This is a genomic window from Halomonas jincaotanensis, from assembly GCF_018448785.1.
In the GTDB taxonomy this organism is placed as follows: domain Bacteria; phylum Pseudomonadota; class Gammaproteobacteria; order Pseudomonadales; family Halomonadaceae; genus Halomonas; species Halomonas jincaotanensis.
On sequence record NZ_JAHCLU010000001.1, the window covers coordinates 162,928 to 183,840 of the forward strand.

Consider the following 20,913-nt stretch of genomic DNA (forward strand, 5'->3'; position numbering starts at 1 on the left):
CGACGTCAGAAGGGGTAATCGATCTGCCGAGGTGGATCGGAACGTATCGACAATCACGAAGTGTTGCGGTGAATGTTGGTTTTCCAGGTTGTCAATGGCTACAAGGCGGGGCGCCTTGTGAATGCGAGGTGTTAAGAATGAGTCACAACGCACGGGAATCGCTTTCAGCCCTTATGGATAATGAAGGTGATGAACTCGAGCTGCGTCGGGTCCTCAAGTCGCTTGACGATTCCCCCGACGCCGCTGAGACCTGGCGACGCTATCATTTGATGCGAAGCATGATGCGACGTGAGCCAGGTGTTGACGTGGCCACGGATCTGTCGGCGGGCATCATGACGCGACTCGATAGTGAACAGCCTCCCGCGCGCGTCGACCTTCCCTTGCCTTCGACACGCCGTACGATTCCGTTCGGCCGAAGTGCCGGCATCGCCGCGGCTGTCTCACTGATGGTGATAGGCGGTGCACAGTTCTACAATGGTACTGGGTCGGACGGCTCCGATCCTACACTAGCAGTCGGGGGTGAAAGTGCCCAGTCGGCTCCTGCCTCCTTGGCCTCAGGCGATGGAGGTAGCGTCAATAATTCGACGCGCCCATCATTGGTGGATCTGCCGATCTTCCAGTCCCGGTCTGCAAGCAGCTCCGGAAGCCAGGGTCTGAGGACAGTGGGGGTGGGACAAGGCCTGGGCACTGGCGGAATGAGCAGCGGTGTTAATGGTGCCTTCTTCGGCACGGCCGGCCTCGATAATCCCCTGTTCATGGCCCCGAGTCCGCGCCAGTCGCAGCGCGCCGACGAGGAACAGGCACGCCTGCTGCAGTCCTATCTTGACCGCCATGCCGAAGGGTCCGCGTATCGTAGCGGTGATACCTGGATGCCGCTGTTGCGAGCCTCTGGCAGCGAGTCTCTGGGGGAGCGCTGATCTGGTCGTTGATACTTCATTGAGTCGTTGACACGGCATTGAATTGACCCCGCGGATGATTTCATGAGGCAAAGCCACCTATTCCCCGTCATTCTGACCGGCTTGATCGGCGCAGCAGGCTTGTTCGTCGCCATCCATGCTTCCGCGCAGGATTCGCCCGACGGTGATCGCGTAGACTGTCGTGACCTGGAAGCTATGCCCACACCGTCATCAGCTCTGGAATGGTTCGAGCGCAGCCTGTGGGCAAACAATTGCTATGTTTTCGAAGCGCGTGCGGTACGCATCGGCTTCGACGGTGTGAGGACACTGTCGCTTAGTCATGTCGTCCAGGACGGCATTCAGCGTGAGGAAATCACCTTTCTCGATGGCCCTCCTGTGGCGGTGGAGCGCACTGGACGCATCGGTCGACTGAAGGGGGCAGATGGGACCGATGCGTCGGCGTCACCTTTCGATATTGTCGATCATCTCGACGAATTCTATCGCCTCCAGTTGGGGGGGCAGGAGCGAATCGCTAATCGTCGCACCTTGCGCATCGATATCGATCCTCTGGATGGCCTGCGACTTGGGCATCGCCTCTGGGTTGATACCGACACCGGCTTACCCCTCAAACAGGTGCTGGAGGACGAGACAGGGCGGGCGATAGAGACATTTCAGTTTACCGACCTGGTTAACCCTCGGCTCTATCAGGGTGAGCTGTTGATGGAAATCCCGCGCGTGTCGCCAGAGGCTGCCTGGCGTACCGGCTGGCTGCCGGAAGGTTTCTTGCCCCAAGCGGTAGAAACAAATAGCTCGAGACATGATGAAGATGTCGTGCACCGCCTGTTCAGTGATGGTCTGTCGACCCTTAGCTTATTCGTCGAACCGCTTGACGACGCCATCTTTCTTTCGCCCGGCATGCATCGCCTGGGCATTTCCTACGCTGCCGTGCGCCATCGTGATCTTGGCGGGCAGCGTCGTCAGGTTGTGGTGATGGGGGAGTTGCCACCTCGTGTCTTGTTGCGTGTCGCCGATACGCTGCAATGGAATGGCGATAATCAGACGAATGACGACATTCGAGCCTCCGAAAAAGTAGTTCAATCCGACTGATAGACCGGCATCTTGTGGCTGCTGTGTACTGTCGGTTGCCACATCGCTGGCTGACGGAACCTTTTGGCAGCAAGTTGGTAAAAAAAAAGATGAACAACGACTGGTGACAAAACCCTTATCTCATCTTCGCAGGAGTCCTTGATGAAAAGCATGAGCCGCCATCTATCTTTTGGGATGCTGTTGTTGGCCGCATGGTTGACCTCAGCATCGGCCATGGCGCGTGATCTTCCCGATTTCACGCAACTGGTGCAGGAAACTGCGCCGGGCGTGGTGAATATTTCCACCTCGCGCACGATTGAGCGACCGAACTCGCTTCAGGGCTTTGGTGGCCAGGAGATCCCCGAGATTTTCCGGCATTTCTTTGGTGATCGACTACCCGCGCCACCCGGGGCTACGCCAGGACCGGGGCGCTCCGAGGAGCGACAGTCGCTGGGGTCCGGCTTCATCATCAGCGAGGATGGCTACATTCTGACTAACGCGCATGTGGTCCAGGAGGCCGACGAAATACTCGTTCGTCTCAATGACCGCCGCGAACTGGAGGCAGAACTGATCGGTGCCGATGAGCGTACCGATGTCGCATTGCTCAAGGTAGAAGCAGACGATCTGCCCACGCTGACGCTGGGTGACTCCGATACTCTACAAGTGGGTGAATGGGTGGCCGCCATCGGCTCGCCTTTCGGTTTCGATTCCTCGGTGACCGCCGGCATTGTCAGTGCCATCAATCGCACGCTGCCGCGCGATGCTTACGTCCCCTTTATTCAGACTGACGTGGCCATCAACCCAGGAAATTCAGGCGGCCCGTTGTTCAATCTTGACGGCGAAGTCGTGGGTATCAACTCGCAGATTTTCACCCGTAGCGGCGGTTTCATGGGGCTGTCCTTCGCCATTCCCCTCAATGTGGCGATGGAAGTCGCCGACCAGTTGCGCGATGACGGCCGTGTGAGTCGAGGATGGCTCGGAGTCATGATCCAGCCTGTATCGCGTGATCTTGCCGAGTCCTTCGGCATGGAGAGCCCGCGTGGTGCCTTGATCGCCGACCTCGACCCTGAGGGGCCGGCTGCGCAAGGAGGCCTGCAGGCCGGTGACGTTATCCTCGAAGTCGACGGTGAAGAGGTGGATCGTTCCAGTACCCTGCCGCGCCTGATCGGACGCACCACGCCTGGCGTCGAGGTGGAGATGCTAGTGCTACGCGATGGGGACGAGCGCCAGGAAACAGTGACCGTGGGCGATTGGCCCGAGTCCGGTGGCGAGTTGGCCAGTGCTCAGGAAGTTCCGGGCCAGCAGGCGCGTCTGGGGTTGGCGGTGAGTGAACTCGAGCCTGCCGAGCGCGAGCAACTGGGTATCGACGCTGGCGTCCGGGTGCGTGAGGTGGACTCGCAAGGGGCCGCCGCCGCGGCCGGTATCCAGCCCGGCGATATTTTAGTCAGCCTCGACCATCGTGCCGTGGAGAGTCCGGATCAGCTTGCCGAACTGGCCTCGACATTGCCTACGGATCGGGCGGTGCCGGTGCGGCTCTATCGTGAAGGTCGCTCACTGTTCGTTGCTCTGCGGCTTAGCGACGACTGAGCATCGCGCACGCTCGGCAAACAGCGACCCGGCGGCATTTGTCGCCGGGTCGCTGTATCTGGCCGCCGCATCCCGCTACAATGGCGCGCATTCATGGGCCTGCCGGCTCGCAGAAGTGGCCGGCCGTGGCTCGAACCTATCAGGCAGAAGTAATTCGATGTCCCGACTCTCTCCCGCCGAACAGCTCCAATACATACGCAATTTCTCGATCATCGCCCACATCGACCACGGCAAGTCGACCCTGGCCGACCGCTTGATCCAGACCTGCGGTGGACTGAGCAATCGTGAGCTCAAGGAGCAGGTGCTCGACTCCATGGATCTTGAGCGTGAGCGTGGTATCACGATCAAGGCGCAATCGGTGACATTGGATTATCTGGCCGAGGATGGTCATACCTACCAGCTCAACTTCATCGATACCCCGGGACACGTAGACTTCTCCTATGAAGTGTCGCGCTCGCTTTATGCCTGTGAAGGGGCGTTACTGGTGGTCGACGCCGGTCAGGGTGTCGAGGCGCAGTCCGTTGCCAATTGCTATACCGCCATTGAGCAGGGGCTCGAGGTGCTGCCGGTGCTCAACAAGATCGACCTGCCCCAAGCCGACCCGGACAAGGTGGCCCAGGAGATCGAGGAAATCATCGGACTCGACGCCACCGACGCCTGCCAGGTTTCCGCCAAGACCGGTGTCGGCATCGATGCGCTGCTCGAGCGTCTGGTGCGCGACATCCCCCCTCCCAAGGGCGACCCGGGCGGGCCGCTTCAGGCATTGATCATTGACTCCTGGTTTGATAACTACCTGGGTGTCGTCTCCCTGGTACGTCTGTTCGATGGCACCCTGAAGAAGGGCGAAAAGATTCGCATCGTCTCGACTGGCCGCGACTGGCAGGCCAATGAGGTGGGCATCTTTACGCCGGCCCGCAAAGAAACCGATATCCTGCGTGCCGGCGAAGTCGGTTTCGTAGTAGCCGGTATCAAGGACATCCATGGCGCGCCGGTAGGGGATACCATCACCCATGCCAAGACCGCTGACGTCAAGCGTCTGCCCGGCTTCCAGAAGGTAAAACCCCAGGTTTATGCCGGCATGTTCCCGGTCAGCGCTGACGATTACGAGAACTTCCGTGACGCCCTGGAAAAGCTTGCGCTTAATGATGCCTCGCTGGGCTACGAGCCGGAGAATTCCGACGCGCTGGGTTTCGGTTTTCGGGTCGGTTTTCTCGGCACCCTGCACATGGAGATCGTCCAGGAGCGCCTGGAGCGCGAATACGACCTGGACCTGCTTACCACCGCTCCTACGGTGGTTTATGAACTGGCCATGAAGAACGGCGAGGTACGCTATGTCTCCAACCCCTCCAAGCTGCCCGATATGGCGGATGTGGAAGAGATGCGTGAGCCGGTGGTGCGGGCCAGTATCCTGGTGCCCCAGGACTACGTGGGCAATGTGATCACCGAGTGCGAACAGCGTCGCGGCACCCAGCTTGACATGCAGTTCCTCGGCAGCCAGATCCAGCTCACCTATGAGTTGCCCATGTCCGAGGTGGTCATGGATTTCTTCGACCGCTTGAAGTCCATCTCCAAGGGCTATGCTTCGCTCGAATACAACTTCGAACGTTTCGAGGCGGCGAAACTGGTGCGCCTGGACGTGATGATCAACGGCGATCGGGTCGATGCCCTGGCGGTCATCATTCATCGCGACCATGCGCATGGCCGTGGCCGTTCACTGGTGGAAAAGATGAAGGAACTGATTCCTCGTCAGATGTTCGATGTTGCCATCCAGGCCGCAATCGGCGGCCAGGTCGTGGCTCGCTCGACGGTCAAGGCACTACGCAAGAATGTCACCGCCAAGTGCTATGGCGGTGATATCACCCGTAAGAAGAAGCTGCTCGAGAAGCAGAAAGCGGGCAAGAAACGCATGAAGCAGGTCGGCCGAGTGGAAATTCCTCAGGATGCCTTCCTTGCCGTGCTCAAGGTGAATGACTAGGGGCGGACGACTGCATGAACTTTTCTTTTTTGCTGGTGCTGGCGGTGGCCGTCACAGGACTTGTTTGGCTACTGGACCTGGTCTGGCTGCGGGGCCTGCGAAGGCAACGGCTTGCCGCCACCGAAGCGGGCACCACGGAAGGACTCGACGAGCCTGCCCGCGAAAAGGCCCTGAAGGAACCCTGGCCGGTCGACTATGCGCGCTCCTTCTTTCCGGTGCTGCTGGTGGTGCTGGTACTGCGCAGTTTCCTGGTCGAGCCCTTCCAGATTCCCTCGGGGTCCATGCGGCCGACGCTTGAAATCGGCGATTTCATACTGGTCAACAAGTTCACCTACGGGCTGCGACTACCGGTGACCAACACCAAGTTCGTGGACATGAACGATCCCGAGCGTGGCGATGTGATGGTTTTTCGCTTCCCCGATGAGCCTTCCGTCAACTTTATCAAGCGCGTGGTGGGGCTGCCGGGCGATCGTATTCGCTATGAGGACAAGCAACTCTATGTCAACGGCGAGCCGGTACCCAAGCGCCTGATCGAGGAAGGGCCGACGAAAGCGCCTGAAGAGCTGCTGTTGCTCGAGTCGCTGGGTGAGGTTAAGCACCACATTTACAACAGTCCGCGTTCACTCGGACCGCAGATGCGTGAACTGGTGGTGCCGGAAGGCCACTATTTCACCATGGGCGACAACCGTGATCATTCCAACGACAGCCGCTATTGGGGCTTTGTCCCCGAGCAGAACATTGTTGGCCGCGCCTTTGCGGTATGGATGCGCTGGGACGGCGTATTGCCCAGTTTTACCAGCATTCGCCTCATCCACTGAGCCGCATCTTCCGCATGCCCTCGTCAACGACAATTTCAGGAGCTTCGTGAGCACCTCCCTCGCTACCTTCAGCCGACTTCTCGGTCACTCCTTCGCCGATGCGAACCTGCTGGAGCTGGCCATGACCCATCGCAGCTTCGGCGGGCAGAACAACGAACGTCTCGAGTTCCTGGGCGACTCCATCGTCAACTTCGTGATCGCCGAAGCGCTCTTTCAGCGCTTTCCCCAGGCACGCGAGGGGCAGTTGTCGCGGCTGCGGGCCAGGCTGGTCAAGGGGCCGACCCTGGCCGAACTGGCGCGCGAAATGGGCTTCGGCGAACACCTTCGCCTGGGCTCGGGCGAGATGAAGAGCGGTGGCCATCGCCGCGAGTCGATTCTTGCTGATTCCGTCGAGGCGGTCATCGGTGCGATCTATCTCGATGCCGGCATGGAAGCAGTGCGGATACGTGTGCTCTCTTGGTACGCCGAACGGCTGGAAGCCATCAGCCTGCAGGACACCCAGAAGGACCCCAAGACCCGGCTGCAGGAATTCCTGCAGTCGCGCCAGGTTCCGTTGCCCCTCTACGATGTCGTCATGGTGGAGGGCGAGGCGCACTCCCAGACGTTTACCGTCAATTGCCATGTCGAGATCCTCGACACTCATACCATCGGGGTGGGCGCGAGTCGCCGTCACGCCGAGCAACAGGCTGCCGAGCAAGCGCTTGTGCAGCTAGAGCCCAAGGGAGCCCGTCCATGACACGCTGTGGTTTCGTGGCCATCGTCGGCCGCCCCAACGTCGGCAAGTCGACGCTGATGAATCGTATTCTGGGACAGAAGATTTCCATCACCTCGCGGCGCCCTCAGACCACGCGACACCAGGTGACGGGCATCAAGACCGTAGGCGAGGCGCAGACCATCTATGTCGATACGCCCGGGATCCACATCCAGACCCGCGATCGCAACAAGGCCATCAACCGTTTCATGAATCAGGCTGCCACCCAGGCGCTGCGTGATGTCAGCGCGGTGGTGTTCCTCATTGATCGAACACGCTGGACCGAGGAGGACGAGGTGGTACTCCAGCGCCTCGAGCATCTCCAGGCGCCGGTGATTCTGGCTGTCAACAAGGTCGACCGCCTCCAGGACAAGGCTAGCCTGCTGCCCTGGCTCGAGTCGATAGAGGCACGGCGCGAATTTGCCGCCATCGTGCCGATCTCGGCCAAGCATGGCACCAACGTGCCGGAGCTCGAAGCCGAGTTGACCCGTCACCTGCCTGAAAGCGTCCACTATTTTCCCGAAGAACAGATCACCGACAAGAGCCAACGCTTCCTTGCTGCCGAGCTGGTACGCGAGAAGGTGATGCGCCAGTTGGGAGACGAAATACCCTACCAGATGACCGTCGAAATCGAGGAGTTCCGCGACGAAGGGCGTATCATCCACATCAGCGCCCTGATGCTGGTGGAGCGACAGGGCCAGAAGAAGATCCTGATCGGTGAGAATGGCGAACGAATCAAGAGTATCGGCCGCGAGGCGCGTCTCGATATGGAGCGCGCGCTGGATGCCAAGGTAATGCTCAACCTCTGGGTCAAGGTCAAGCGCGGCTGGTCCGATGACGAGAGAGCGTTGAAGAGCCTCGGTTACGACCTAGACTGATATGAAGCCCCAGCCGGCCTTCCTGCTCCACAAGCGCCCCTACCGCGAAACCAGTGCCTTGGTGGATCTGTTGACACTGGAGCATGGGCGTGTGCGTGCCGTGGCGCAGGGAGTACAGCGCCCCGGCAGCCGTTCGCGAGGGCGACTACAACCGTTTGCGCCGCTGCATTTGACCTGGATCGGCCAAGGCGAGCTCAAGCGCCTGCGGCTGATGGAGAGCCGCGGCTCGGCCGCCTTGCTGGCCGGTGAAGGACTGCTCTGTGGCCTCTATGCAAATGAGCTGCTGACCCGGGTGCTGCCGATTGAATTCCCGGTCGGCGAGCTTTTCGCCTTCTACGCCTCACTGCTTGAGGACTTGCCGCGCCCCGACAAGCGAGCAGCCTCGCTTCGCCGGCTGGAAGTGGCGGTTCTCGAGGCGCTGGATTGTCAGCCCCGCTTCACCGATCCCGAGGGGCTGGCGCTGGACCCTCAGCAGCGCTATCGCTTCGATGTCGCGTCCCGTGCCTTCATTCCTGGCGAGCCGGGCATCGATGGTCGTACGCTGCGCCTTTTGGCCCGTGGCGGCTGGGGCGAGCCCGGACTCGGTGGTCCCGCCAAGGCCGTGACCCGTGCCGCCCTGGCGCCGCTGCTGGGAAGTCGCCCGCTGCGCTCGCGTGAACTGATGCGCCAGCTTGCGGCGCGCCGCCGTCTCCAACCAAACTGATTCCCTCGAAAAGGCATCCTGCTGGAGAGACATCATGCATCCCCCCCGCATTCTGCTCGGCGTCAATATCGACCATATCGCCACCCTGCGCCAGGTACGCGGCACCCGCTATCCGGACCCGCTTCAGGCTGCACTGCTGGCCGAGGAAGCCGGCGCCGACGGCATCACGGTACACTTGCGTGAGGATCGTCGGCATATCCAGGAGCGTGACGTACGCCTGCTGCTGGAGGTGCTCAACACGCGCATGAACCTCGAGATGGCGCTCACCGAGGAAATGATTGCCCTGGCTGAGGCGGTGCGTCCGTCGCACGTTTGTCTGGTCCCGGAAAAGCGCGAGGAGTTGACCACCGAGGGCGGGCTCGAGGTGGCCGGCAATCTTGATGCCGTGTCGGCGGCATGCCGCCGGCTTGCCGCGGCGGGGTGTGAGGTCTCGTTGTTCATCGACCCCGACCCCGTCCAGGTCGAGGCGGCCGCCAGGGCCGGCGCCCCGGTCATCGAGCTGCATACCGGCGCCTATGCCGAGGCTGTCGGAGAGATGGCCCGACGGGAACATGCCAGGCTCGGTGTCGCCGCCGAGATGGCACTCGAGCGGGGTCTCGTCGTCAATGCCGGACATGGCCTCAACTACCACAATGTCGAGGCGGTCGCGGCGATCCCCGGCCTACACGAACTCAATATCGGCCATGCGATCATCGCCCGTGCGCTGTTTGTCGGGCTCAAGGAGGCGGTCGTCGAGATGAAGCGATTGGCCATCGCTGGCCAGGAGGCAGGATTCGTGGCCTCCCTCGAGGAACATGACCATGATCACGACCACGCGCATGGACCCGGCGCGGTTCACTAGCCCATGATCCTCGGTATCGGCACCGACCTGGCCCGCGTAGAGCGCTTCGCGCGTGCCCAGCGACGCCATGGCGAGCGTTTCTCGCGCCGCCTGCTTAGCGACGCCGAGCTGGTGCAATTCCACGACCGCGGCGCCCCGGCGGCGTTTCTGGCCAAGCGCTTTGCCGCCAAGGAAGCCTTCGTCAAGGCGCTGGGTACCGGGCTGCGCCATGGTATGCGCTGGACCGAGGTTCAGGTGCACAACGATGCGCTGGGGCGACCTTCACTACACCTATCGGGCAGGGCGCACGCGCTGGCCGAGGCGGCTGGCGTCAGGGTGCTTCACCTGTCGCTTTCCGACGAGGCCGACATGGCCGTGGCGTTCGTGGTGCTCGAGGGATGACAGGACACCCAGTGCCTGACGCTAGCCATGGCACTGTAGAGTTCATCGAGCAGCGGTATCACGGCCATTCGTCCCCGCGAGCGCAGCCGCGTTTCCAGGGTTTCGACCAGCAATGCCAGCCGCGGCACGCCGCAGTAGCGGCAGGCCCCGTTCAGGGCATGTATAGCGTCGATCAGTGCCTCGTCATCCTGATGGTCGATCGCGTCTTGAATCCTGACCTCGCTCTCGGGCAGCCAGGCGGCCAAGCGGGTCAGCAGATCGCGCGCCAGGGTCTCGCGCCCGCCGGCGAGCTGTGTGCCCAGGGCCATATCAATGTCCGCTAGCTCGTGCTCATCACGCCGAAGCGGCTCTGGCGGCGGCTCCAGCGGCATGTCTACCGGTCGTGCCAGATGGCGTTGCAAGGTGTCGGCCAGGCGGTTCGCGTCAACCGGTTTGACCAGAATGTCGTTCAGACCGTTGGCCAGCAGTCGCTGCCTTTCTGCATCGAGGACATGGGCGGTGACCGCCACGATCGGCAGCTCTTGCCAATCGCCCCCCAGTCGACGTAGTGCCCGTGTGGTTTCCACACCGTCCATGCCCGGCATGCGGATATCCATCAGCACCAGGTCATAGCGCTGACCCTGCGCCATGGCGAGGGCCTCCTCGCCACTGGCGGCGAGTTCGATGTCGATGCCGGGCTGGGAAATCAATTCTCTCAGCAGCAGACGATTGGATTCGGTGTCATCGACCACCAGCAGGCGCACGGCACCCTTGTCGGTTTTTCCTGGATTCGGTTGTTGGGTCAGGAGGAGGGGAGCCGGCGCCGAGGCCAGCCAGTGCTTCACGGCCTCCACCAGTGCCGAGCGGGGGACCGGCTTGCTCAGCAATTCGCCGCCGTGAGGCAGAGTCGGCATCGGACGATCGAGGGGGCTGGCATCGATCAGCAGCAGTGCGGGGCAAGAGAACGAGGCGAGCCAGCGCTGCCAGGTCGCGATGCCGCTCTCATCCAAGGTGTCATGAGCAAGCCCGACAATCAGCAGCGATACCGCGTGGTCCTGAGTAACGGCCGTTTGCGCGTCGAACACCCGGGCGCCCCAGCGCGTCAGGAGATGGCGAAGCGCGTGGCGGGTCGCCAGGTGCGGTTCCTCCAGCAGCACGGTCTCGCCGGCCAGCGTGAGTTCCGGCGGGCGTTCGAGATGCTCGTCGCCCTGCAGGGGTAGTGTGAAGGCGAAGGTGGAGCCTTGCTTTGGTACGCTTTCCACCTCGATCTGGCCGCCCATCTGCTCGACCAGCTGACGACAAATGGTCAGGCCCAGACCGGTCCCGCCGAACTGCCGGGAATGGCTGGGGGCCGCCTGATGAAACGCCTGAAAGAGCCCTTGGCGGTTTTCCAGCGACATGCCGATGCCGGTGTCGCTGACGCTGACCCTTAAGGTCACACGGCCACGCTCGGCCTGCTCGACCATCACACGCACCAGCACCTCGCCGCGTTCGGTAAACTTGATGGCGTTGTTGACGAGGTTGGTCAAGACCTGGCGGATGCGCAGCGGGTCGCCGTTCAGTGTCGCGGGAACATCGTCATAGACCAGTCCCAGCAGCGCCAGACGCTTCTGGTGGGCCTGGGGCGCCTGCAGCCCCAGCACTTCATCGACCAGGCTGACCATGTCGAGCGGTAGGTGCTCCAGTTCAAGGCGCCCGGCTTCGAGCTTGGAAAAATCGAGTACGTCATTGACCAGCATCAAGAGGTTGTCGCAGGCTCGCTGCACATGGTCGAGCCATTCGCGCTGACGTGGTTCGAGTCGCGAGCGCCCCAACAAGCGGCAGAAGCCCACGATGCCATTCAAGGGTGTGCGAATCTCGTGGCTCATGTTGGCCATGAACTCGGACTTGACCCGGTTGGCATCCAATGCCCGGCGATGGGCGAGGTCGAGCTCGATATTCTGGACCTCGATGGTTTCCATTGACTCCTGCAGCTCGGCGGTCGCCTGCTCGACCTGGCCATGCATCTGCTCTCGTGTCTGAACCAGATGTTTACCGAGAGCATTGATGCGCTCGCTCAGCTTGCCCAATTCTGGCGTGGATGGCTTGACCAGGCGAGGCGGCGCCTTGCCCGAAGAAAGCCGCCTGAGCGCCTGATTGGCAGCGTTCAATGGCGCTATCAGTCGTTGACTGGCGGTGTAGGCGATCAACCACAGCAACAGGCCGAGCATCAGCAGACCGAGCCCGGCACTGGCCAGGCGGCGATAGTTTGCCACGGCCAGCGGCAGGGCATCGACATCGACGATCAGCCAGATCGGCTCGCTACGGGACGCAGGGCTTGGCGTGAGCGGCATCTGTAGCTGCCACTGGCGGCCATCCGCGATCAGTCGGCGTGACGCCTGGTCGGGCAGCGAATGGCCGGTTTGCAGTCGTCCGCGCTCCATCAGCGGCGTCCCGTCGGCGTCACGCAGGCCCACCGCGCGGACTTCCGGCATGTTGAGCAGCCGTCCGCCAAGTGCCTGCATCGTCGGGAGGTCGTCGCGGTTCACCGCCAAGGTGAGTTCCGGAGCGAGCAGCTCGGTGGCCAATGATAGACGCTCGCGAAGTCGCTGCTCGTCTCGTTCGGCCTCCACCATCACGATGGCGGTGGCACCAACGACGAACAGTAGCATCGGCAGGACCAGCAGCAGCAACAGCAGTCGTGTCTTGATCGACATCAGCGGCCCTTCGACAGGATTGGCACAACAGTATGCCACAGCAGGGGCGGATGCCTGTCCAGCCCGCAGCGGCAAGGATATAATGCCAAAGAGTTGTTTCCATAAGGAAGGTTGCATGCAGTTTCCGACTATCGAGGACACCGTTGGCCGTACGCCATTGGTGCGTCTCAAGCGCATCACCGCAGGGCAAGGCAATACCCTGCTGGCCAAGCTGGAGGGCAACAATCCTGCCGGCTCGGTGAAGGATCGGCCGGCGCTTTCGATGATCGAGCAGGCTGAAGCCCGAGGCGACATCGTCTCCGGCGATACCCTGATCGAGGCGACCTCCGGCAATACCGGTATCGCGCTGGCCATGGCGGCGGCCATCAAGGGGTACCGCATGGTCCTGATCATGCCCGAGAGTGCCTCGGAGGAACGCAAGCAGGCCATGGCAGCTTTCGGTGCCGAGCTGATCAGCGCCACCAGGTCCGGCGGCATGGAGGAGGCGCGCGATATTGCCGAGACCATGATCGCCCGCGGGGAAGGCAAGCCGCTGAACCAGTTTGCCAACGCCGATAACCCGCTGGCGCATTATCGGGGAACCGGTCCCGAGATCTGGGAGCAGACCGGCGGCACCGTGACCCATTTCATCAGTTCGATGGGCACTACGGGTACCATCATGGGCGTGTCGCGCTACCTCAAGGAGCGCAATCCCGAGGTCCAGATCATCGGCCTGCAGCCCGAAGATGGGGCGAGTATTGCGGGGATTCGCCGCTGGCCACCGCAATATCTGCCAAGCATTTTCGATGCCAGTCGCGTGGACCGCACCCTGGATATCGGCCAGCACGAGGCCGAGGTACATATGCGCCGCCTGGCGCGGGAAGAGGGGATCTTCGCCGGTGTGTCTTCGGGGGGCGCCCTCTCCGGGGCTCTGCGCCTCGCCGAGGAAGTCGAGAATGCGGTGATCGTGTTCATTGTTTGCGACCGGGGAGATCGTTACCTCTCCACCGGCCTGTTCGCACCGGAGGTCTGAGATGGTCGGGTTGGGCAAACGACGCCCCTCGCGGGCGCGCTCGGGCGTGTCCGGTCTCCAGGGCCGCCACTCCTCACCAGCCGAATATGCCGCTACAACGCGCTCTGTAGACGATGGCCTGATCATCGAACGTTTGGCGCACGATGGACGGGGAGTCGCCCACATCGCCAATGGCAAGACGCAGTTCGTCGAAGGGGCGTTGCCCGGGGAGCGGGTCGAAACGGCAATTCATCTAACGCGCCAGCGCTACGACGAGACGCACGTGCGCCGCGTGATCGAGGCCTCGCCGGACCGGACGACCCCGCCGTGCATTCACTATGCCCTGTGCGGCGGTTGTGACCTGCAGCACCTGGCGATCGAGGCGCAACGCGGTCACAAGCTAGCGGTGCTGCAGGAGATGCTTTCCCGGCAGGGTATCGAGCTGACGGAGGCCCCCACGCTCATCGCCACCGACGACCAGCACTACCGGCGTCGGGCCCGTCTCGGGGTCAAGGTCGACGCCGAGGGTCGGGTGCATCTCGGCTTTCGCGCCCGGCGCAGCCAGCGCCTGGTGGATATCAGCGATTGCACCATCCTGGTGCCATCTCTCAATGTGCTGCTGGGGCCTTTGCACGATCAGGTCGCAACATTGGAAGCGCCACGGCAGTTGGGCCACCTGGAATTGCTGGAAAGCGACCAGGGAGTGGTGCTGGTGCTGCGACAGTTGAAGGAGCATGCTGCTGATGCCCGTCGCTGGCAGGCATTTGCCGAGATGCACGGCCTGCATATCGTGCGCTGGCTGGGGCGCGATACGCCGGTGCTCGACTGGCTGACACTTCCGCCTGCGCTGACCTATCGTTTGCCGGGGCCGGGACCAGGGACAGGACCGAGTGACGAGCTGACACTAGGCTTCGCCCCGGGTGATTTCCTCCAGGCCAATGCCGCGGTCAACCGCCGGCTGATCGAGACCGCCATGGTCTGGCTCGGCAATATTGACGGACGGTCGTGGCTGGACCTGTTCGCCGGAGTCGGCAATTTCAGCGTGTCGCTGGCCGCCCGCGGGGCCATTGTTACTGCGGTGGAAGGCAACGTGTCGATGGTCGAGCGGCTGGCCGACAACGCCCGCATCAATGGTCTTGACGTGGTGTCGCGCCAGGCCGACTTGACACAGACCAGCACCATCGAGGCACTGTTGAGCGAATATGCGCCTGAGGCGGTATTGCTCGACCCGCCCCGCGCCGGCGCCGAACGGGTCTGCCAGACACTGGTCGAGCATCCGGTCGCGCGCATTCTGTATGTCGCCTGCGATCCAGCGACCCTTTCTCGGGATGCGGCACGGCTCGTGCATGGTGGTTACCGCATCGTCCATGCCGCCGTAGCTGATATGTTCGTGCACACTTCGCATTTGGAATCCATGCTGCTATTAGAGCATCCAAGGAAGCAATGGTAGCCGCGAGGAGCGAGACCCGATGGTAAAAGTCCGTGAAGACCAGCCCCTGACCGATGCGGGGCTTGTCGACATCGGTCAATGGATCGAGCGGCTTCAGGAAGACGTCAAGTTGCGCGATGCAACCGAACTGCATGAGGCCTGCGAACTGGCCCAGCGGTTGGAACAGGACACCGACAAGTCGCAGGGCACCTGGCGGGGAAACCGTTCGAGCTTTCGTATGGGGCTCGAGATGGCCGATATTCTCGGCGAACTCAGGCTCGACCAGACGACTCTCGAGGCGGCGGTCCTCTACCGTGCCGTGCGCGAGGGGTTGATCGATATCGAGACGATCGGCAAGCGCTTCGGCACTGAAGTCGCTGCCCTTATCGAGGGCGTGCTGCAGATGGCGGCGATCAGTACCTCCCAGCTACCCAGTCACGGGATGAATCAGCATGACCAGCAGGATAATCTGCGCAAGATGCTGGTCACCATGATCGATGACGTGCGCGTCGCCCTGATCAAGATTGCCGAACGCACCTGCGCGCTTCGCCAGGTCAAGGATGCACCGCGAGAGAAGCGCCAGCGTGTGGCCCGTGAGGTATTTGACATATACGGCCCTCTGGCGCATCGGCTGGGCATCGGTCATCTCAAGTGGGAACTCGAGGACCTGTCCTTTCGCTATCTCCATGAAGACGAATACAAGACTATTGCCCGGCAACTAGCGGAAAAGCGTCTCGATCGTGACCGCTATATCCACGACGTGGTGGAGACGCTCAAGGGGTTACTCGAGGCTCAGGGCATTGCGCGCTACAACGTCGACGGCCGTGCCAAGCACATCTTCTCGATCTGGCGGAAGATGAAACGTAAGCGCATCGATTTTTCCCAGGTTCACGATATCCGCGCGGTGCGCATCCTGGTTCCCGAGGTGACCGACTGCTACACGGTGCTGGGCCTGGTGCATTCGTGTTGGCATCATGTCCCCAATGAATTCGACGACTACATCGCCAACCCCAAGAAGAACGGCTATCAGTCGCTGCACACGGCGGTGCTGGGCCCCGACAACAAGGTGCTGGAAATCCAGATCCGCACGTTTGCCATGCACGACGAAGCCGAGCTCGGCGTCTGTGCGCATTGGCGCTACAAGGGGCATGACACCAAGGGCAAGAGCAATAGCTACGAGGATAAGATCGCCTGGTTGCGCCAGGTGCTTGAATGGCAGGATGAGGTCGGTGACTTCGGTGACCTGCGTGAAGGGCTCTCGAGCGACGTGGCGCCGGACCGCATTTATGTTTTCACACCCGACGGTCACGTCATCGACCTACCGCGCATCGCCACACCAATTGATTTTGCCTACCGGGTCCACACCGAAGTAGGGCATCGATGTCGGGGCGCCAAGGTCAACGGGCGCATCGTGCCGCTAACCTACAAGCTCAAGACCGGCCAGCAGGTCGAGATACTCACCGCCAGCAAGGGCGGACCCAGCCGTGATTGGCTTAATCCCGGGCTCGGCTATGTGAGGACGTCGCGCGCGCGGGCGAAGATCCAGTCCTGGTTCAAGCATCAGGCCCGCGACCAGAACCTCGACGAAGGCCGCACGCTTTTCGAACGTGAAATGAAGCGTCTGGATGTCGAGGGCATAGATCTCGACAAGCTGGCGCGCCAGGTCAACTACACCTCGCCGGATGATATGTACGCGGCGCTGGGTGCCGGCGATCTTCGCATCGGCCAGGTGCTTCGCCAGGCCCAGCATCTGTTCGGCGAGAGCGACGATCAGGAACAGCTCGACCGTTTGCTGGCCAAGCCACGCAAGATGCAGGGCAAGCGTGGTGCCGACGAGATTACCGTGCTGGGGGTGGGAAACCTTAAGACCAGCATGGCCAACTGCTGTCATCCAGTGCCTGGTGAGCCGATCGTTGGCTTCATCACTCAGGGGCGCGGGGTCACCGTACATCGACAGGATTGCCCAAATATCCTGCAGCTGCGTCTGGACGAACCGCAGCGCATCATCGAGGTGGAGTGGGGGGAGCGCGCCCGCACCCAGTATCCCGTGGACATCGAAATCCAGGCCTGGGATCGTTCCGGCCTGCTGCGCGACGTGACCGGCGTGCTGAGCAACGACCGCGTTAACGTGCTGTCGGTCAACACGCTCACCGATACCGACGACGGGATCGCAAGCATGACTATCACGGTCGAGGTCGATGGCCTCGAGACGCTGGGTCGCCTGTTCTCACGCATCCAGCAGCTGTCCAACGTGATTGAGGTGCGGCGACTGCGCAGCGGTGGCAAGCCCGGCAAGCGTAAGGGGAAGACCTCATGAGCGATACTCGTTTTGATCTCGATGACCTGCTGACGTTGATGGCCGTCCTGCGCGATCCGCAGCAGGGCTGTCCCTGGGACGTCAAGCAGGACTGGGACTCCATCGTGCCGCATACCCTCGAGGAAGCGTACGAGGTCACCGATGCCATCGAGCGCCGTGCCTTCGACGAGCTGCCCGGGGAGCTCGGCGACTTGCTGTTCCAGGTCGTCTATTACGCGCAGTTCGGTGCCGAGCAGGGACGTTTCGATTTCCGCGACGTGATCGATGTCCTGGTGGCCAAGATGCTGCGCCGTCATCCCCATGTGTTCCCCGACGGCACGCTGGCCTCGCGGCGCCCGCCCGGCGTCGGCGCCGAGGAAATCGAGACGCGGCTGGTACACTCACGCTGGGAGCACCTTAAGGCCGATGAGCGTGCCGAGCGCGCCAGCGACACCGAGACGGTCTCGGTCCTCGATGATGTACCGCGAACGCTGCCGGCACTCACTCGGGCGGGGAAACTCTCCAAACGGGCCGCTAGGGTTGGCTTCGACTGGCCGGACTCGCGCGGCGTGATCGCCAAGATCCGCGAGGAGTTGTCGGAGGTCGAACAGGCCCTGGACCACGGCGATCACGAGCACGCCGTCGAGGAAGTCGGTGACCTGCTGTTCGCGGTGACCAACCTGGCGCGTACCCTCAAAGCCGACCCGGAGCAGTGCCTGCGGGCGACCAATGCCAAGTTTGAACGACGGTTTCGTCATGTCGAAGCGGCCCTGGTGGCTGAGGGTGTCGCCCTGCCGGATGCCGGACTCGCGGCCATGGAACACCACTGGACCGACGCCAAGGTTCGGGAACGCGCCGACGCGACGGAAGGCGGCCCCGTCGAGCCATCCTCCCGCTCTCTTTCTTCTTCTGTTTCCGGAGATCATCGGCCATGAGCCATGACCTGCACGAATCGCTGCGCGACAATGTCCGCATTCTGGGCGATAGCCTGGGCCGAACCATCGCCGATGATCTTGGCTCCGGTTTCGTCGACAGGATCGAGACCATTCGCGCCTTCGCCAAGCGAGGCCGCCACGGCGAGACCCAGAGTCGTGGCGAGCTGATCGAGTACCTGCGACGCTTGCCGGATCGCGATCTACTACCCGTAACACGCGCCTTCAACCAGTTCCTCAACCTGGCCAATATCGCCGAGCAGCACTATCGCGCCCGTTTCCGACGTGTCGAGGACTACCGGCCCGGCTCCCAGCCGGTGCTCTCCGAGCTTCTCCAGAGGGCCCGCGACGCCGGCCATTCGCCACGTCGCCTGGTCGAGACCCTGGCCGGCATGCAGGTCGAGTTGGTGCTGACGGCGCATCCCACCGAGGTCATCCGCCGCACGCTGATTCAGAAATACGATGCCATCGACGACTGCCTGACGGCGATCGAATCCTCCGATGACTATCCCGAGCGCGGCGTGCGCGCCCAGGGCCGGCTGGAGGAGCTGATCAGCCAGGCCTGGCACACCGACGAGATCCGCCATGAGCGCCCGACGCCGGTGGACGAGGCCAAGTGGGGCTTCGCGGTGATCGAGAACTCCTTGTGGCAAGCGGTGCCGGATTTCCATCGCGACCTGGACAATCTCTTGCTGGAAACCGCGGGTGAAAGGTTGCCGCTGGACGCCGCGCCGATTCGTTTCGCCTCCTGGATGGGTGGCGATCGCGACGGCAATCCGCACGTCACCGCCCGCGTCACCCGTGAGGTGCTGCTGCTGGGACGCTGGATGGCGGCCGACCTGTACCTGCGCGATCTCGACGCCCTCAAGGCCGAGCTCTCGATGTGGAAGGCCAACAGCGCGCTCAAGGCCGAAGTGGGAGACGTCGCGGAACCCTACCGGGAACTGTTGCGCCGGCTGCTGGCACGCGTCGAGGCGACCCGTGACTGGGCGAAGGCGCAGCTGGACGGCGAGGTATTCGAGGGCGGGGCGATCATCGAGAACCGCGACCAGCTGTATGCGCCTCTGCTGGCCTGCTATCGCTCGCTGTGCGACGTGGGCCTGGACACCATCGCCAATGGCGCGCTGCTCGATACGCTGCGTCGCATTTCGGTATTCGGCGTGACGCTGACCAAGCTCGACCTGCGCCAGGAAGCCAGCCGCCATGCCCAGGTCATGGAGGAGCTGACCGACGGCCTGGGTCTCGGTCATTACCGCGACTGGGACGAGTCGCAACGCCAGGCGTTCCTGCTCGAGGAACTGGTGTCCCGCCGACCGCTGATTCCACGCCGCTGGGAATGCTCTACCGAGTCCCGCGAGGTGATCGATACCTTTCGCGTCATCGCCAGCGAGCAGCCCGAATCACTGGGGACCTATATCATCTCCATGGCGGCGCAGCCATCGGACGTGCTGGCCGTGGCGCTGTTGATGAAGGAGGTCGGCGGTCGGGTCAGTCTGCCCATCGCGCCGCTCTTCGAGACCCTCGACGATCTCAACCATGCCGGTGAAGTCATCGATCGCCTGCTGGCGCTTCCCGGCTATCGGGCCCTGGTGGATGATCGCCAGGAGGTGATGATCGGCTATTCGGATTCCGCCAAGGACGCGGGCCAGCTGGCCGCCGCCTGGGCCCAGTATCGCGCCCAGGAATCACTTGTGGAGGTGTGTCATCGGCATGGAGTCGACCTGACGCTCTTTCACGGGCGTGGCGGTACCGTGGGCCGTGGCGGCGGTCCGGCGCATGCGGCGATCCTCTCCCAGCCCCCGGGCTCGGTGAACGGGAGCCTGCGGGTCACCGAGCAGGGAGAGATGATTCGCTTCAAGTTCGGGCAACCGGAGATTGCCCTGCGCTCGATGGAAATCTATGCCTGTGCCGTGCTCGAGGCATCGTTGTTGCCGCCTCCGGCGCCCAAGCCTGAGTGGCGCGAAGAAATGGATCGCCTGGCGGAGATCGCGCATGGCGCCTATGTCGGCGTGGTGCGCGAGGATCCCGACTTCGTGCCTTATTTCCGGGCGGTGACGCCCGAAGGGGCGCTAGGTCGGCTGCCGCTGGGGTCGCGGCCGACCAAGCGTCGTCAGGATGGTGGGGTGGAGACGCTACGCGCGATTCCCTGGATCTTCGCCTGGACCCAGATCCGCCTGATGCTGCCTGCCTGGCTGGGCAGCGGGGAGGCGTTTGCCCAGCGCCTGGAGGAAGAGGGCGGTCTCGAGAGCCTCAGGGAGATGCGTGACCAATGGCCCTTCTTCGGGACCTACCTGGACATGCTAGAAATGCTGCTGGCCAAGGCCGATGTCGATATCGCTACTTATTACGAGTACCGGCTGGTCGACGAGCCCTCACTCAAGGCGCTGGGAGAACGGCTGCGGGGCCGCTTTGCGCGTCTGTATGACGTTGTGTTGCAGGTGCTCGACCAGCAGGAGCTGCTGGAGAAGACACCGCTGATCCGCCAGGCAATTGAAGTGCGCAATCCCTACATCGACCCGCTCCACGGTCTGCAGGCGGAACTCCTGCAGCGCAATCGGGATGCCGACGGTGCCATTGGCGCCGATCTTTCTCGGGCCTTGATGGTGACTATGGCCGGGATCGCCGCCGGGCTGCGCAATACGGGCTGAAGAAGCAACACGGGCTGAAGAAAAAG

Annotated in this window: 16 protein-coding genes; 15 read left to right on the forward strand and 1 reads right to left on the reverse strand. The window is 62.5% G+C overall.

Translation table 11 applies throughout. From position 1 onward, the window contains the following. Window positions 1-137: 137 nt before the first annotated feature. The 10 genes from KG088_RS00795 to KG088_RS00840 all read left to right on the forward strand — a co-directional run bounded on the left by KG088_RS00795 (window position 138) and on the right by KG088_RS00840 (window position 9,916). Complete coding sequence (locus KG088_RS00795; protein WP_213823583.1) at window positions 138-917, forward strand: sigma-E factor negative regulatory protein; 780 nt, start codon at window positions 138-140, stop codon at window positions 915-917. A gap of 120 nt (window positions 918-1,037) precedes the next feature. After that, window positions 1,038-2,003 (forward strand): MucB/RseB C-terminal domain-containing protein, encoded by a 966-nt coding sequence (locus KG088_RS00800; RefSeq protein ID WP_250147983.1) that lies wholly within the window; start codon window positions 1,038-1,040, stop codon window positions 2,001-2,003. A 141-nt stretch (window positions 2,004-2,144) separates the two neighbouring features. Next, window positions 2,145-3,569 carry a DegQ family serine endoprotease gene (locus tag KG088_RS00805; RefSeq protein WP_213823585.1) on the forward strand — a complete coding sequence of 475 codons (1,425 nt, stop codon included), beginning with the start codon at window positions 2,145-2,147 and terminating at the stop codon, window positions 3,567-3,569. A gap of 157 nt (window positions 3,570-3,726) precedes the next feature. After that, window positions 3,727-5,544, forward strand: coding sequence for a translation elongation factor 4 (gene lepA, locus KG088_RS00810; protein ID WP_213823586.1), 1,818 nt, complete (start codon window positions 3,727-3,729; stop codon window positions 5,542-5,544). 14 nt (window positions 5,545-5,558) lie between these two features. Continuing rightward, window positions 5,559-6,362 (forward strand): signal peptidase I, encoded by an 804-nt coding sequence (gene lepB / locus KG088_RS00815; RefSeq protein WP_213823587.1) that lies wholly within the window; start codon window positions 5,559-5,561, stop codon window positions 6,360-6,362. A 46-nt stretch (window positions 6,363-6,408) separates the two neighbouring features. Further along, a complete protein-coding gene (gene rnc, locus KG088_RS00820) occupies window positions 6,409-7,098 on the forward strand; it encodes a ribonuclease III (protein ID WP_213823588.1) in 690 nt (229 codons plus the stop codon). Continuing rightward, on the forward strand, window positions 7,095-7,991 hold the full coding sequence (era, locus tag KG088_RS00825) for a GTPase Era (protein ID WP_213823589.1): 897 nt from the start codon (window positions 7,095-7,097) through the stop codon (window positions 7,989-7,991). The genes rnc and era overlap by 4 nt, the downstream gene beginning before the upstream one ends. A 1-nt stretch (window position 7,992) precedes the next feature. Further along, a complete protein-coding gene (recO, locus tag KG088_RS00830; protein ID WP_213823590.1) occupies window positions 7,993-8,694 on the forward strand; it encodes a DNA repair protein RecO in 702 nt (233 codons plus the stop codon). A gap of 34 nt (window positions 8,695-8,728) precedes the next feature. Continuing rightward, window positions 8,729-9,535: a pyridoxine 5'-phosphate synthase gene (pdxJ, locus tag KG088_RS00835; RefSeq protein ID WP_213823591.1), complete on the forward strand. Its 807-nt coding sequence runs from the start codon at window positions 8,729-8,731 to the stop codon at window positions 9,533-9,535. A 3-nt stretch (window positions 9,536-9,538) separates the two neighbouring features. Beyond that, window positions 9,539-9,916, forward strand: coding sequence for a holo-ACP synthase (locus tag KG088_RS00840; protein WP_213823592.1), 378 nt, complete (start codon window positions 9,539-9,541; stop codon window positions 9,914-9,916). On the opposite strand, the gene KG088_RS00845 is transcribed toward KG088_RS00840, so the two are convergent. Further along, window positions 9,856-12,591 carry an ATP-binding protein gene (locus tag KG088_RS00845; protein ID WP_213823593.1) on the reverse strand — a complete coding sequence of 912 codons (2,736 nt, stop codon included), beginning with the start codon at window positions 12,589-12,591 and terminating at the stop codon, window positions 9,856-9,858. The two genes, KG088_RS00840 and KG088_RS00845, sit on opposite strands and share 61 nt — an antisense overlap. Window positions 12,592-12,706: 115 nt before the next feature. Here KG088_RS00845 and cysM point away from each other — a divergent pair, with 115 nt between their 5' ends. From cysM to ppc, 5 genes are read left to right on the forward strand one after another with little or no spacing between them, the layout of a single operon-like run. After that, complete coding sequence (gene cysM, locus KG088_RS00850) at window positions 12,707-13,603, forward strand: cysteine synthase CysM (RefSeq protein ID WP_213823594.1); 897 nt, start codon at window positions 12,707-12,709, stop codon at window positions 13,601-13,603. A 1-nt stretch (window position 13,604) separates the two neighbouring features. Next, the gene (gene rlmD, locus KG088_RS00855; protein ID WP_213823595.1) at window positions 13,605-15,032 is read left to right on the forward strand and encodes a 23S rRNA (uracil(1939)-C(5))-methyltransferase RlmD; all 1,428 of its coding nucleotides are present in this window, start codon (window positions 13,605-13,607) and stop codon (window positions 15,030-15,032) included. A 19-nt stretch (window positions 15,033-15,051) separates the two neighbouring features. Then, entirely contained in the window at window positions 15,052-17,328 is a 2,277-nt protein-coding gene (relA, locus tag KG088_RS00860; protein ID WP_213823596.1) for a GTP diphosphokinase, read from the forward strand. Then, on the forward strand, window positions 17,325-18,242 hold the full coding sequence (gene mazG, locus KG088_RS00865; protein WP_213823597.1) for a nucleoside triphosphate pyrophosphohydrolase: 918 nt from the start codon (window positions 17,325-17,327) through the stop codon (window positions 18,240-18,242). Before relA ends, mazG begins: the two co-directional genes overlap by 4 nt. Next, complete coding sequence (gene ppc, locus KG088_RS00870) at window positions 18,239-20,887, forward strand: phosphoenolpyruvate carboxylase (protein ID WP_213823598.1); 2,649 nt, start codon at window positions 18,239-18,241, stop codon at window positions 20,885-20,887. The genes mazG and ppc overlap by 4 nt, the downstream gene beginning before the upstream one ends. The last annotated feature ends 26 nt before the right edge of the window (window positions 20,888-20,913 follow it).

Bases quoted from the DNA above. Each gene is read 5' to 3' on its own strand.
- KG088_RS00795 (WP_213823583.1), top strand. From the start codon at position 138: ATGAGTCACAACGCACGGGAATCGCTTTCAGCCCTTATGGATAATGAA.
- KG088_RS00805 (WP_213823585.1), top strand. From the start codon at position 2,145: ATGAAAAGCATGAGCCGCCATCTATCTTTTGGGATGCTGTTGTTGGCC.
- lepA (WP_213823586.1), top strand. From the start codon at position 3,727: ATGTCCCGACTCTCTCCCGCCGAACAGCTCCAATACATACGCAATTTC.
- lepB (WP_213823587.1), top strand. From the start codon at position 5,559: ATGAACTTTTCTTTTTTGCTGGTGCTGGCGGTGGCCGTCACAGGACTT.
- era (WP_213823589.1), top strand. From the start codon at position 7,095: ATGACACGCTGTGGTTTCGTGGCCATCGTCGGCCGCCCCAACGTCGGC.
- recO (WP_213823590.1), top strand. From the start codon at position 7,993: ATGAAGCCCCAGCCGGCCTTCCTGCTCCACAAGCGCCCCTACCGCGAA.
- pdxJ (WP_213823591.1), top strand. From the start codon at position 8,729: ATGCATCCCCCCCGCATTCTGCTCGGCGTCAATATCGACCATATCGCC.
- KG088_RS00840 (WP_213823592.1), top strand. From the start codon at position 9,539: ATGATCCTCGGTATCGGCACCGACCTGGCCCGCGTAGAGCGCTTCGCG.
- KG088_RS00845 (WP_213823593.1), bottom strand. From the start codon at position 12,591: ATGTCGATCAAGACACGACTGCTGTTGCTGCTGCTGGTCCTGCCGATG.
- cysM (WP_213823594.1), top strand. From the start codon at position 12,707: ATGCAGTTTCCGACTATCGAGGACACCGTTGGCCGTACGCCATTGGTG.
- rlmD (WP_213823595.1), top strand. From the start codon at position 13,605: ATGGTCGGGTTGGGCAAACGACGCCCCTCGCGGGCGCGCTCGGGCGTG.
- relA (WP_213823596.1), top strand. From the start codon at position 15,052: ATGGTAAAAGTCCGTGAAGACCAGCCCCTGACCGATGCGGGGCTTGTC.
- mazG (WP_213823597.1), top strand. From the start codon at position 17,325: ATGAGCGATACTCGTTTTGATCTCGATGACCTGCTGACGTTGATGGCC.
- ppc (WP_213823598.1), top strand. From the start codon at position 18,239: ATGAGCCATGACCTGCACGAATCGCTGCGCGACAATGTCCGCATTCTG.